The organism is Acidovorax sp. ST3, assembly GCF_003231145.1.
Taxonomy (GTDB): domain Bacteria; phylum Pseudomonadota; class Gammaproteobacteria; order Burkholderiales; family Burkholderiaceae_C; genus Acidovorax.
The window spans coordinates 518,037-532,114 of the sequence record NZ_QKVP01000006.1; the positions used below are offsets into that span (position 1 = coordinate 518,037).

General features: G+C 59.9%; 8 protein-coding genes. 4 read left to right on the forward strand and 4 right to left on the reverse strand.

What is annotated here, in order from left to right:
- Positions 1–15 precede the first annotated feature (15 nt).
- From DNK89_RS21055 to DNK89_RS21065, 3 genes are all read right to left on the reverse strand, one after another.
- On the reverse strand, positions 16–537 hold the full coding sequence (locus DNK89_RS21055) for an SHOCT domain-containing protein (RefSeq protein WP_203422403.1): 522 nt from the start codon (positions 535–537) through the stop codon (positions 16–18).
- A 123-nt stretch (positions 538–660) separates the two neighbouring features.
- Positions 661–5,889, reverse strand: a complete 5,229-nt coding sequence (locus tag DNK89_RS21060) for a class I SAM-dependent DNA methyltransferase (protein WP_110961689.1) — start codon at positions 5,887–5,889, stop codon at positions 661–663.
- Between the two features lie 3 nt (positions 5,890–5,892).
- Positions 5,893–8,826, reverse strand: a complete 2,934-nt coding sequence (locus tag DNK89_RS21065; protein WP_110961690.1) for a DEAD/DEAH box helicase — start codon at positions 8,824–8,826, stop codon at positions 5,893–5,895.
- A 689-nt stretch (positions 8,827–9,515) separates the two neighbouring features.
- On the opposite strand from DNK89_RS21065, the gene DNK89_RS21070 reads away from it, so the two are divergent.
- The 4 genes from DNK89_RS21070 to DNK89_RS21085 all read left to right on the forward strand — a co-directional run bounded on the left by DNK89_RS21070 (position 9,516) and on the right by DNK89_RS21085 (position 13,281).
- On the forward strand, positions 9,516–10,022 hold the full coding sequence (locus DNK89_RS21070; protein WP_110961691.1) for an HAD domain-containing protein: 507 nt from the start codon (positions 9,516–9,518) through the stop codon (positions 10,020–10,022).
- Positions 10,019–10,339 carry a hypothetical protein gene (locus DNK89_RS21075; protein WP_110961692.1) on the forward strand — a complete coding sequence of 107 codons (321 nt, stop codon included), beginning with the start codon at positions 10,019–10,021 and terminating at the stop codon, positions 10,337–10,339. The genes DNK89_RS21070 and DNK89_RS21075 overlap by 4 nt, the downstream gene beginning before the upstream one ends.
- Before the next feature lie 632 nt (positions 10,340–10,971).
- The gene (locus DNK89_RS21080) at positions 10,972–12,984 is read left to right on the forward strand and encodes a hypothetical protein (RefSeq protein ID WP_153064311.1); all 2,013 of its coding nucleotides are present in this window, start codon (positions 10,972–10,974) and stop codon (positions 12,982–12,984) included.
- A gap of 60 nt (positions 12,985–13,044) precedes the next feature.
- Complete coding sequence (locus tag DNK89_RS21085) at positions 13,045–13,281, forward strand: AlpA family transcriptional regulator (RefSeq protein WP_110961694.1); 237 nt, start codon at positions 13,045–13,047, stop codon at positions 13,279–13,281.
- 144 nt (positions 13,282–13,425) lie between these two features.
- On the opposite strand, the gene DNK89_RS21090 is transcribed toward DNK89_RS21085, so the two are convergent.
- On the reverse strand, positions 13,426–14,055 hold the full coding sequence (locus tag DNK89_RS21090) for a hypothetical protein (protein ID WP_110961695.1): 630 nt from the start codon (positions 14,053–14,055) through the stop codon (positions 13,426–13,428).
- Between the last annotated feature and the right edge of the window lie 23 nt (positions 14,056–14,078).

The following is a 14,078-nucleotide window of genomic DNA, read 5'->3' on the forward strand; positions in this document are numbered from 1 at the left end:
TTCAGAGTGACTACCTCACACCTTCTGCAGCAACTTCTTTTTCTGCACCTCAAACTCTTCGTCAGTAAGCAAACCTTTTTGCCGCAGCTCATCGAGTTTGAGCAGTTCGGCATATAGGTCTTTGGGCGGCGTCGCCTCTACGTCTATCAGCACCGCCGCCGGAGCTTCTGTACGAGGCGATGCGGGCAGCACGGGGGACTGTGACTGGGGCTGGCTGCGGCTGCCAAGATAGATTCCGGCGCCCGCTCCAATGACTGCCCCTACTGCGGGGCCGATGATGGGGATGGGGATGGCAGCTACGGCACCCACCCCTGCGCCTTTGGCGGCATCTTTGAAGGTTTTGGATTGCGCCACTTCCTTGCCCAACGCCACCGTTTCGTCTGCCACCGCTTTACCCGCCTTGAGAGCCATCGCCTTCGCCTGCGCCAGGTCCTGCTCGGTGGGCTTGTGCGTTTGGACATAGTCGGCGGTTTTGCTGGCCGCAGCGGACACAGCCTGACCCGCCTTGAACGCCATCTGAGACAACTTCTCTTTCATCCTGCAACCCCTCGAAATGTGGTTTAAAAGTGCCTCTGGCGCTTTATTAACAAGCGCCAGCAGCTATCAAAATTGATTCTCCGCCCTTGCCGTGGCCAATCGCGCCCACAGCTTCGGCAGACCTCATGTACCGCCCTCTTCAAAAAACCCCCACGCCACCCGGTAATCATCCTCGCGGCTGGCGCGGGCGAAGGGGGCGGTGTACTGGCGTTGCACTTCGCGGGGGCCGCCGGGGAGGGTGTCGTCCATGAGCCATTGGGTGATGGTGGTGCCGTCGGGCACCTTGGGCGTGCCGCCGCGCTTTTGGGTTTCTTCGCTGTCGCCAGCGTCTGCGCTGGCGTAGGCCCACAGGTCGTCCCAGCCGAAGTTGCCTTCGCGCACATTGCCGTCGGGGGTGGTGATGCGGGTCTTGGGCGTGGTGCGGCTGCCTTTGCGTGGCAGGCCTACGCCTACCAAGCCCTTGCTGTTGGTGAAGACGATGCGGCCGGTGGCGTCGTACCAGGTGTCGCGCTCGTAGCCTTGCATGACGGGGAATTGCACGCGGTAGATGAGCAGCAGCTCGTCCAGCGTCAGGCCCAGGGCTTGGGCCACCAGCACGTCGATTTCGACCAGGGCCATGCGGCGGGCGTAGTCGCTGCGCAGGGCGCAATCGCGCGTCCAGGTGCTGGTGAGGGCGGGCCAGAAGCCGTGCGGCAGGCGCGGGTTGCCCGGCTGGCTCCAGCACTGGTCGGCAAAGTCCAGGTCATAGACCTGCTCCCACAGGGGGGCGTAATGGGTGGTGAGGCAGTTAAGGGCTAAGTAGCGGCCAGAAAGCTCAGGCCGCAACACAAGTCTAGGCAGCTGGAGCCAAGTTCCATGCAAGTTACTTCTAGCCATTGACTTGATATACCAGTCGGCAACAAGTGAACTTGCAATGCAGCCTGCACTTAATAAGTCGTGAGAATATCGAAAAGCCGTTGACTGCACGCCATGTATGTGCGCGCACTCCTTTGGCATCAGAATTCCAATAATAGTCCGCTCATTCGCACTAGCAATCATCGCCCGAAACGCCAACCTGAAATATGAAGTCACCGGCCTCAGCGTCGCGGCTCCATCCTCAAACCAACTCACCCGTGGAATTCGACGCCGGTACTCAACCCGGTCCGCCATCGGGATGTAATTTGTTCTCGGCAAATAGTCTTCTGGCAAGCTCTCAAGGTCAATAATGTCGTAATGCCCTCTTGCACTGCAGACAGTTCGCGGGGTCTTATTAAACGGGTTGGCCAAAAAGAAATGAGGCCCCGAAAGAACCCAATCTTCTAAAGTGCTTGAGAAACCAGCATCCCCATTTAGCCTGCGAGCAATTGTTCCATCCTTTTGACCACCAGTCTCATCCCACATTTCAGTATAAAAAAGGTCATGCCCAATCTCAGACAACCGACTGGGATACGAGGCTAATTTATTAAGAACACTCCCAAGAGAACCAGCGTGCAAGGCGGGTAGTCTTGCACGCCGAGCTGGCGTACCTGGTGCATCGTAGAGTTGAGCAAACGTTGCCAAAGCGCCATCGTCAACTTCAACTATGCGGTCACGATGGCCATCAAAATTCCATTGACCATCAACTTTTTTAATACCACCCACTTGACCGGTGGCATCAGCTTGATAACAGGCATCTACAGTTAGCGGGGTGAATAGGTTGGAAATGTGCTCAAAAAATACAGCACCTCGCTCGCGCCCGTAAATATGAACTCCAAATCTTGCTTGGTCGTGCACCTCTGCAAACAAGAAAAGAGAGTTCGCAAACTGAAAATGTCTCCTTAGTCGCAAATAGACAATCTCACGCAATGCTCCACCTTTAGGGTCGTCGTACGGCCCTTCAGGATGCAGTAGCCCGGCCACGCCCTGCGCGCTGGCCAGGCCCCAGGCCAGCGGCATAAAACATTTGTAGAGGTTTGTTTGCACGCCTTTGAGCAGCGGGTAGTTCTGCACGGCGTTCAAAAAGTTCTGCGTGCCTTCGGCCTCTTCCAGCTCTTGCATCCATTCGCCTTGTAGGCCGGCAAAACGCGCAAATGCTTCGGTGCGCAGCTTTGCCAAGTCGCTAGCGCTGATTTTGCGCACCGCAAACACGGGGTTGCGCTCGCCCAGAATGCCGGCCTCGTTCCACTCCACCTTCAGCCAAGGCGGGTTGCCCAATACCAGGTCAAAACCGCCACCAGGGCGGCCATCGACACCCGACCGGGCACCGAGCAGCACATCGGCAAAGCACAGCTCCCAATGCATAAAGCGGCGCTGCTCGGCAATGCCCTCCACCACGGCCACGCGGGCAAAGTGCTGGCGCAGCTTGCTGATGCGCAACTGGCCAAACTTGTCGTGCAGGTTGGGGGGGTTGGCGCCGCCAGTGGGCTGGCTCAGCGGCAGTTGGGTTTCAAAGCCCTCAAATGCGGGCTGCACCTCGGGCACGAGGACCTGCGGAACTTCGGGCGCGGTAGGTATCAAGTCCAGCCCGCGCTGGGTTTCCATCTCGACCACGTTACCTTCGAGGATGGCACCAATCTCCATCCACCACTGTTCGCGGCTGGGCAGGTCGGCGCTGCGGGTGATGGGCCAGAACCATAGAGCGCACCAGTAGTCCATGACGAGCTTGAGGCGGCGGAACGGGGTGGCCAGGTCGCCATCTTCGTTCAGCAGGCCTTGCTGGCGGATGGCTTCCTTTTGCGCGCGGCTAACGCGGGTAGAGCGGCCGTCACTACTGTTTTCATAGCTGCTTGCGCTTATCGTATCTGCGCCAGAGGCACTTTTTGCATCTAAGTCATGCGGCCAGACGCGCAGCTGGTCTTCGGTGCGGGCGCGGTCACGGGCCAGTGCGGCGGTGTGCTGCTCCCAAAGTGCTTCCACCTGCTGGCTGAGTTGCTGCAGGCGGGCCACCTCGTAGTCGCCCAGCGGCGCGGTGAGGGCTTTGCGCCAGGCTTTGAGGCGGGCAAAGTCCTCGGGGTAGAGGCTTTTAGCCACCCTGTCGGTGTAGTCGCCCATGCCGGGGTCGGGCAGCAGAAAATGCCAGATTTCGTCGGGGCGGCGCGGTGCGTCAGCCGTGGCGCGCCGGGGCGGTGCTTCGTGCCAGGCGGGTTTGGCGCCCTTCTTCAGGGCGGCGGCGTTGTAGACCTGGTGGCGCGCGCCAATGAGGCTGTTGCCGGCAAAGAGCTGGTAGCCAAACCAGGGCACGCGGGCGGGTAAGGGCTGGCCGTTGTCGTCTTGCTCGCCATAGATGGCGTTGAGCCAGATGGACACTTCGGCCAGCTCGACGGCCACGGGGTTCAAGTCCACGCCGAACACGTTGCGGTCGGCCAGGTACATGCGCACTTTTTGCAGCTCTTGCGGGTACTGGTCGTGGGGGATGCGGGTTTTCAGCTCGGCCTGTTTGCGTTCCAGGTAGGCCTCGGCCAGCTGGTTCACGGCCTCGTTCAAGAAGGCGGCGCTGCCCATGGCGGGCTCGCAAACCGTCAAGGTCAGGATGTCGTCGGCCTTTTTGACGCGGCCGTTTTTCTCGTCGAGCAGTTCTTTCAGGGCGTACTTCACCAGGCATTGCGTGAGCACCTGGGGGGTGTAGTAGCTAGCGCTTTTTTGCCGGTCGCGGCCCGCCAGGCGGTAGATAAAGCTGCCCTTGGGGTGCATGCGCAGCTTGCGGCGGCCATCCTCTACGTCGTAGACCTTTTCGTCGTCTTTGTAGTCGTCGATGCGGCTGCGAGGGACGAACCAGGCGTTTTCCAGCATGTCGGCGTCGGAATCGCTGGCGCGGGCGGGGCGGCCTGTGCTGGCGCTGTCGTTCGCGTCATCGCCGCCGTCTGCGTCTTCATCGCCTTCGTCGTCGTCCGCTGCGGCGCGGCCTTTTTTGGGTGCGGGTTTGACTTCGTACAGGTCTTCGTCGGCAAAGAAGCCCCGGTAGCTGAGCAGGGCCTCGTACACAGCGCCCAGCTGGTTGATGGACAGCAGCTGGTAGCTGACGCGGCCCGAGCGACGGCCACGGCCCTGGCCTTTGCTGAGCGAGAGCAGCTTGATGACGCGCTGCCACACAGCGTTGGGGAACTGCACCTTGCCCAGCAGGGGCATGGAGGCGTCGTCGAACAGGCGGCTGTCGAGCGGGGCCAGGGCAAAGGTGTCTTTGGCGCCTTGCAGGGCCACCTGGTCGGCGTTGCGCAGGCTGGCTTGTTCGCCACCCATGCCGCAGCCGTGGGCCACGAGCTTGAACAGGCGGCGCAGGGTGAGGTCGAAGTATTTGCCCTCGCGCGCCTGCTGGGTGGGCAGGGGCTGAAGTTCGAGGTCGCGCAGGCTCTCCAGGCTGTAGCCCTTGAGGTAGACCTCGCTTTTGTTGATGGGCACATAGCCGAGCTCGGGCCGCGCCTCGATGTAGAACATGAACAGCAGGCGGTACACCATGCGCAGGCATTCGAGGCTGAGCACGCCTGCGTCGAGCTTGTACTGGCCCGAATACACGCTTTTCTTGCTGCCACTGGCTTGTTCATCGAGCTGGCGGGCGGCTTCGTTGCCCAGCAGTTCAATGGCTTCGCGCAGCGCGTATTTCAAATCCTCGCTGACGCCAAAGGCATGTTTGTGGGCGTTTTCGTCCAGGCTCTCCAGCAGGCTGTTGCCTTCGCCGGGGGCCAGGCTGTCTTGGTGCAAAAGCGCGGCGCAGGCTTTGAGGGTGTCGGCATCCTTGCGGTCGAGGATGTCGGCCCAGGCAAAGCGAAGGGCGCGGTTATTGGGCCATTTGTAGCGGTCGAGCAGCAGCCATTCGTCCAGGCCCAGCAGCAGCACGTAGCGCGGGGGCTGGTCGGCGCCGAACACGGCGTCTGACAACAAGTCGGCCCAGGTCTCGCCCTTGACCTGCGGCGGCAAGGGCTCGGTGCCGTAGTGGAAGGCGGTGAGCTGGTGGTCGAGCAGGTCATCGTCTTCGCGGCTGGGCTGGTACGCCGGGATGATGGCCAGGCGCTGGCCTTGCAGGTGCCACACGGGCAGCGGCAGACCGGAGGCGAGTTCGTGCAGGGTGAGGGTGCGCGGCGGCGGCGCATAGCCCAGCGCTTGCAACAGGCCGGACTGAATTTGCATGAAGGCTTGCCAGCGCTCGTGCTCGTCTTTGCCGCGCTGCACTTGGCCGCGTAGGGCAAACCAGCGCTGGGCCCAGGCTTGCAGGCGCTTTGGCGGGGCGCGGTGCTGTTCGTGGTCTGGGGCATCGCTGAGGTGCTGGGCTTCTTGTGCGTCCCAGGCTTCCAGGCGGTCTTTGATGTCGCCTTTGAACACTTCAGCCAGGTAGTGGTGGCTGTAGAACTCGTTTTCGTTGGTGATGCCAGCGAAGGTTTGAACGGCTTCGAGTACGGGCATGGGTCAGGCTCCGGCGGTGGCGGCAAGGGCAGCTTGGGGGTGGCACACAGCGGCGAGCACTTGTATCCAGGGCTGGGGTTCGGTGGTGAGGGTGTCTTGCACCCATTGGCGGTAGTCGTCAAACACGCGGTTGATTTGCTGACTCCGCTGTTCGAAGCGTCCGCGCTTGACGGTCTCTAGCTGCTTTTCCAGGTCAAGGGTGAGCTGCTGCACCTGGCGGCCTTGCAGGCGCTGCAGTTCGGCCAGGGTGCCTTGCAGGCGTTCGCTCAATTGGCTGGCAAAGGTGGCCTGCTTGGCGAGCATGTGGGCGTGCATTGCCTCCACCGCCATGGGCAAGGCTTGCTGCATGGCGGCGCAGGTGGCGTCCAGCCCATCGGTGTGGCCCCGGTTGGGCAGGCCGTTGGCACGCAGGCCGGCGCGGGCGGCAAAGGCATCGAACGACTCCAGCGCGAAGGGGCCGTTGCCAATGCGGTGCGCCACCTGCCATTCCACCAGCAGGGGCTGGCCTTTGCGGTTGGGCACCATGCTCATGAGGATGAAGGCCTGCTCTTGCGGCTGCAGCTTGCCGCTTTGCAGCAGGGGCGCTCGGTGGCGGCCGAAGTGGGTGAGCACGCGGTCGCCAATCCAGTCCATGATGGGGTGTTGGGGCCACAGGTAGTGCAGCTGCGGCCAGGTGTCTTCTTCAGCGCGGGCCTGGCGAGCGGTTTCGATGGCGGCGGCCATGCGCTCGGGGCTTGCGCACAGGGAATACAGGTCGTTGTCGGCCTGCACTTCGCGCGGCAGTTGCTTGAGGCGCTCTTGCAGGTCACGCGGCGCGGTGAGGGCAATGATTTTCTCGGCGTCGTGGGCCGTCCACTGGCACAAGGTGTCCACCTGGTTGAGCTGGGTGAGCGCGGTCTTGGTGTAGTGGTAGTCGCTGTCGAACAGGGAGGTGGGCTCGTCAATCTGGGCAGTGCTGCTGACAGGTGCCGGGGCTTCGTCGCCACCGAACAGGCTGAGCAGGTAGTCGCCTTCGTTGTCGTCTTCCTCCGAAGCGGCGGTATCCAGCCTGGTTTCGACCTGCTCGGGGCTCATGCCCTGGGCCATGAAGTCGGCGACTTTCTCCACCTCTTTGTCGGGGTCGAAGACGTTGAGGAAGGCGGAGGGGTCGCCCAGGTTGAGGGCGGCCTGCTCGTCTTTGGCGGCCAGGATTTCGAGGATGCGCAGGTCGCCCTTGATTTTGTCGGTGGTGGCCTCGGTGAAGAGGTAAACGATTTGCGGCTGGTGCTTTTGGCCGTAGCGGTCCACCCGGCCATTGCGCTGCTGGAACACCATCAGCGACCAGGGCAGGTCGAAGTGCACCAAGCGGTGGCAGAAGTAGTGCAGGTTGAGGCCCTCGCTGGCCACGTCGGAGCACAGCAGGATGCGGATGGGGTCGTCCAGGCGGCCAAAGCGGTCCACCAGTTCTTGTTGTTCGGTGTCGGCCATCTGGCCGTGCAGCACGGCCAACTGGTTGGGCTTCATTTTCAGGTCGGCAGCAAGCTGCTGTTGCAGCCAGCGCAGGGTTTCAATGCGCTCCGAGAAGATGACGAGGCGGTCTGACGCGTCGTTGGTTCTCCAGGCGAATTCGGGCGAGCGCAGGTGGGCCAGCAGGCGCTGGTATTTGCTGAAGCTGGTGGCGGAAGCGTCTGTGGTCAACGCGCGCAGGCTGTGGGCCAGCTCTTCCAAGCCGCGTACTTCGGTGCGTTCTTCTTGCGTGGGGCTGGACTTGTTGGAAAGTAGCTCCATGCGCTTGAGCGTGGATTCAAGCGCTGCGGCCGGGCTGGAGAACAGGCCCTTTTGCAGGCTGATGCGCTGCAGCTCTTGCTGGCGCCCAGCCTTGTGCTGGCCACCTTGGGTGAAGGCCACGTCGAGCAAGGCGCGGTAGGCGGCTTCTTCTTGGGCGCTGGCCGGCTGGCGCAGGCAGATGGTCTTGCGCTCCTGGAAGTCGGCCTGCACCTGGTCTTTGATGTCCTTCTTGAATCGGCGGATGACCAGGCCCTTGCTGCGAAAGTCGTCGGGCGTGTAGTGGTCGGGGTCGGCAATAGCGGTGGGGTCCAGCAGGCTCATCAACGAGGCAAAGCTGCGCGCGGAGCCATCGTGCGGTGTGGCCGAGAGCAGCATGAGTGTGTCCGACCGGTTGGACAGCAACCGCGCCAGCCGTGCGCGGCGCGACAGACCCGACTCCCCTGCCCTGGCGGCCACGTTGTGGCATTCGTCGATGACGATGATGTCCCACCAGGCGTTTTCGAGGTAGTTGCGGTACTCCAGGTTGCTCTTGAGCGTATCGATAGAGATGATGCTGCGGTCGAAGTAGTTGAACGGGTTGTGGTTGGCCGGGATGCGGTTGCGCACCCGCGCCAGTCCCACCGAATCGAGCCGCACCAGTGGGATGGAGAAGCGGCTCCACCATTCCTTCTGGAACTGGGTGAGCATGGCCTTTTGGGTGACCACCAGGATGCGTTTGCCCCGCCCACGCTGAATCAGTTCGGTGGCCAGGATGCCGGCTTCCAGCGTTTTGCCCAGGCCGACGGAGTCGGCAATCAGGATGCGCGAGCGGGGTTGTTTCAGCGCCTGCAGGGCCGGGTCGAGCTGGTAAGGCACCAGGTTCATCACGCCGCGGTGGCCGAGGTGAATCTTCTCGTCGTTGGCCACGCTGCGCCGACGCAGGCTCTCCAGGTACAACACGGTGGCGTTGTAGGTCGGGCTGGTGTCGGGCACCAGTTCGGTCTTGGCGGGGTCGAGTACCTCGATGGTGTCTTCCAGCTCGGTCAGGAAGAGTGCCGACTGTCCCCGCACCAGGTCGGAAATGCCATCACAGCTGAGGAGCCAGCCGCCATCGGTGGAGGGGTCGATACGTCGGATGAGCCATTCTTCGTCACGGATGACAGCGCGGGAGCCGGGAGCGAACGGGAGCATTTGCAAATGGTTTCAAAAATCAGTTGGAAGTAGCTTAACCGCACGTTTTCGACAGAGACGTCATGCTCGCCCAAGCCAGTGAACGTTACCCGTGCAGTGCCACTTGGTCAAAGAAAGAAACGCCAGTCCCCCGCCTCGGCAACACACGGCGTGTACCAAATTTAAAAAATTGCGGAGAGGTTGCTATACGGAGCGTAGGCAGCAAAAACTGCATACCGCGTGACTGGTCGGCTTCAACACGGCAGCGGTCACGGGAAACCTGGTGCTGTGGGACAGTCTTGAGATACCGGGATGGGCGGCGAAGTTAGCACCCATAGACGAATGGCTGACGGGTGATACCGGCTCCACTAAGCATCGGGTCTGAAGGTCGTCCTGCCCTTGTGCAGGAGGGCTGGGCTCACCCCACCACAAGCATCTATTTCTCCCCAAACACAGGACTGAGGGATGTTGACCAGCCACTAGAACCATCACCTCCGTTCGCCTGGTACAGCATAGTCACAGCAGTTGGTAGAGACGCCTCTGTGCAGGGGCCAGAGTTCTGACAGTTGAGGTGCACACAGCTATCAGCATCCGTTCCCAAAAAGGTCTGTTCGTAGTCAAATTTTGGGCATGACATCACTACGGCAAGCCCTGAAAAATACGGAAACCTGGCCCCGCTTGGGTCTGAAGCGAGCCATGGGGACGACATCGTGAAGGGCCAAGGCAGCTGCGTTCTGTACCTGGACTTCGATGGCGTACTCCACCACGAAAACTGCTACTGGCATCCCCGACGGGGTGCGTATCTGCGAGCCCCTGCGAAGTATCGGCTCTTCGAGCATGTGGAGCTCCTGGAAGAGCTCATGCGTCCCTACCCCGAAATCCGCATAGTGCTCAGCACATCCTGGGTAGTGCGCCTCGGCTATTCAAGGACCGAAAAGCGGCTGCCACCGTCGCTGAGAGAAAGGGTCATCGGCGCAACGTTTCACACCAGGATGAACGCACAAGAATTTGATTCCCACCCACGGGGCATGCAGGTGTGGCTGGACGTCACCCGCCGCAAACCAGCGCAATGGCTCGCACTGGATGACACGTGGGAAGACTGGCCGTTGTGGTGCCTGGAGAACTACGTTCGCACAGACCCGGACGAAGGAATTGGAGCCCCTGAAGTCACTGCCTCAATTGTTGAAAAACTGAAGCAGCTAGGAAACCCATCATGAACGTTCCCGAGGATTTTCCCCGTCAGGGCCACCTTGTCAGCCTTGGCGGCGCTCAACCCAAGTTAGCCGTCCGACTTATCGATGGCGTGTACGTTGGTGGGCTCACGCCAGAGGAAGTGGAGGTCCGATACGACATCTGTGCTGACCTCGTCAATCAGCTTGTAGGCTACACCCGCAAAAAGCAGCAGCAGTATCCTGATGAACCGATAACCCAGCTGCTGCAGAAAGTGGACTCATCAGTCCGCCAAAAGGGTTGGGACCTCTCGCCCGCAGAAATCGATTGGTGCATGAAGAAAGTCGGCGAATCATTTCGCTAGTTTGAGCGTTCCCACTCATGGTTCGCGCAGCGATGCTGCTGCTGCTGACCAATAGCGCCCTGTGGCCTCATTCGAGAGTCATCTCGCACATAACTAGCCAGGCCACCACCGCCCCCACACGGGGCGGCTGATTCCGCATTCAGAGCCAGTCCTGGGACGACTGTTCGTCTCTCTCTTCGCTCGGCGAGGGCTGTCTGTACGCTCCAACCGAATAGGCCCAAAAATGGCCATGCGGAGCGGCAATCCGCTTTTCTTGACTCCATCTCCTGCTTGGGCACACCTCACGGCACCGCGTGGTCGCATGCCATCGGGCGTTCGCTGCACCACCTGGCTCGGCTAAAGGGCAGCGCGCTTTATAGACCCGAAGAAATCACACCTCTAAAAAAAGTAGACGTCGCTATACGAAGTGTCGTTGTTGTAGCCCCACGCCAAAAAAACGCTGTCGCGGGTAGCTACATGCAAAGACGTCCGCCAAGGACGCGAGGGGCAAATCACGGAGTTAACGTTGGGGGCATCGACACGAAGCTTGTGTCGCACTTCCAGTAAGTCATTGCAAATCAATGGGTTACGCGCACCTTCCGTGACAAGGCGCTCACGTCCGACGTTATTCAAGACATCTACCCAGAGTATTCATGCACAACATCGCTTCGACCACATCCGTATCCCTCCCACAACGTCAGCCGACGTATGGCGAACTCAAGGAATTTGGCGCTCACAAGTTCCAGCAATCTTGCAGCGCCTTAGTCGTTCGGAACCGACTTTCTGCATTGAACCAGTTCATGCTTTTCTGTCGACACAAAGATGAAGGCACGGTGGGTTCAGAACTCGACATCGGATTCGACCACTCTGTTTTTGCCTGGCAGGAGCAGATGACACGGCAAGGGCTAGCAAAGCGAACCATTCAAGACAGACTCGAATTTCTTCTCCAGTGGCGCGAACTAGTCGTGGAACTTGCGGGCAAATCGGAACTACCGAGTGATTTCAAGGCCGCACTCAACGAAGCCATTGAGCGGCGCGGCGTTACCAACAAGTACCTCAGCAAAGAGACGGGCATCGCAGACACGACGCTCAAATTTTGGCGCGAAGGCACTCACCAACCGACGCGGAACGCTGAACAAAACATCAAAAAGCTGGAAGCCGCATTGCGCCTGCCGGAGTCGACACTCGCGCAGCGCTTGGGCTACACCATCAAGCGCCATCAAGTCACGCGAGCTGCGAAAGAACAAAAGAATCAACCGACACAGTATGCCGAGCGTCTGCGCCGACAACGCAAGCGTGAATATCGCCTCAACTACTTGATTGCGCCGCCTGATTCGATTCGCGCGGAGTGGCAACTGCTGATGGCGCACAAAACGAATCCGTTTCGCGAGCGTGCTTCTCCGCGCGAAATCTGGCGCTGCAAGCCCATCGAAATGATTGGCCACAAGCTCGACTGGAGCGAGCTGTACGCGGGCCAAGCGGTGCCCGCAGCAAACGCCGCCTGGACCTATATTTCCCGGTACCTCTCCTGGCTCGCGCTAGAACCCAAGCATGGAGGAAAAGGCCTGCCTGTCGAGCGCATCGGGACGCTCGCCTGGTTGCTGAACGATGCGCTCATGCTGCAGTTTCTGGCCTGGATGCAGCGGCGCTCGGACAACAAAATTCATCGAGGTATCGCACAAATCCTGCACTGCGCAGCGTCTCTACTGCGACCCGGGACCGGCTGGCTTTGGCTGAATCCACAACTCGCGCTGGCATTTGCCGAGCAAGACCGGCCGTTTGGTTTCAATCCCAACAATATGGCACCCGAAGCGCTAGCGACGGCATGGCAGGCACGCTGCAAGACCGTTTGGGAGCAGTACGAAAAACAAGCCAAAACCATCACAACGAGTAAAGCCTGCGTCAAATCAAGAGACCCGCAAGAGCCCATCGCCGACATCCTCGCGCTCCCTCAACCGCTGAGTGCGGTGACTGCTATGTTGGCGACACTGAAGCAGAATCCGCCTTGGTGCGTCGGCACGAAGCGCTATGCGGTCTGGCTGCGCGACGTTCTCCTGCTCTCCTGGCTCATCGCCAACCCACTGCGCGTCAGTCACTTCGCAACCATGACTTACAGACGCGACAACACCGGACATCTATACCAGACTGCCGAAGGGACATGGCACTACCGGTGTAGTGCAGCTGAATTCAAAAACAGTCCCGGCGACTATGACGTAAGCCTTCCAGAATTCGTCGGGCAAGCCATCACAGACTACTTGAAAGACGGCCGTCCTCTGTTAGCCGGGGCCGCTGACGGCGACTACGTGTTTCTGCCAGAAAAATTCGCGAATCAAACCGATACAGACCGCACCGGCACCCCAGTTCCTCAAACACCGGGCAAGTGGAACTCAGGTGCAATCTCGACGCGCGTTCGCATCATCACGCTTGGCTTGCATGGGGGCCGCCCACCGTTCGGGCCGCACGCGTTTCGCCATATCGTTGCGACGGACTATCTCAAACGCTCCCCCGGCGCGTTTCAACTGGTCGCTCACTTGTTGAATGACCATCTGCGAACGGTCATCAAAGAGTATGGCCATGTATCGCCCATGGATGGACTGCGAGTCCACTATGACGCCGCCACAGCCGAGCTCTCTAGCGCTTTAGGGACAGACACCCTGATTTCCTAAATTTTGGGACTGCAGACCGATGGCTATACGTGTTTTCAACTTCAATATTTGAGAACCGGCATGACCGTCGCCCACCTACCAACTCACGCCCCTGCTATCTCTGCTCCCCTTCCATTGCTGAACAAACAGCAGTTAGCAAAACGCATGGGCGTCTCCGTGAGAACCATCGAGAACCTCGTCCACTCCGGCGAGTTTCCGGGTGGCGTCCGCATCGGCCGATGTGTTTACTGGACAGAGAGAGTGGTCGTGACGTGGCAGCGCCAGCTGTTTGCCGCACAAGAAAACTGGCAACCCTGAATCCCAGGTGGCTCCAAAGAAGCTGGACTCAAAGACGAACGCCAGCCACCGGCTGAATTGAACATCTAGCCTGCCATGCAAAAAAACCTCCACGCCCTATCGGTCGTGGAGGTTTTCAATCAAGTCAGTTTCACTTTCTAACGGCTACCGACCAACGGCAGCTTTCACCTGTTCTGCGAGCTCGTCGGTGTAAACCACGGTCACACAAGCTCTCTCAATACCCACCGACTCCGTTTTCAACGCACCCGGTTTCAGCAGATGAAGCGCAACATGCGTCAGCTCATCGGTGAACGCGTTGACTTTCTGGCGTTCAAGTCGTGACGGGACCTGGCGGTCGAACAACGGCTTCCATTGCTCACGCGGCGCAAGCCTGGAAACTACCGCATCCCCCGCACTCACTGTTGAGAACGAGATACCAATCCCCGTGTATTGGGTCTCAGAAAGACACTGCTTTGCAGAATCGCCCACGAGTGGCATCAAGAACCTGTGCTGCCACCTGCCAAATCGCTGTGCGTACAAAAAATACTCTACGCCCAGGGCGCCTGGTTTCACCAGAATCAGCGGCTGCGCTTGCAAACCCGCCTTCACCAATGAGAACAACACCGGATGCAACTCACCGCACAAAAACCAACCTTCCAAGATTTGGTTGCTCTGTGTTTGCGCAGAAAGCCCCGCAGCAACTTGCGCCGGTGACATCAACCGCCCCTCGGAATACAGCTGCTGTTCGCGCCCCACGGCCAACATTTTTCGGAAAAATTCCGCCTTGTTTTCCATCTCATGTCCTTTTCAAAATGCAC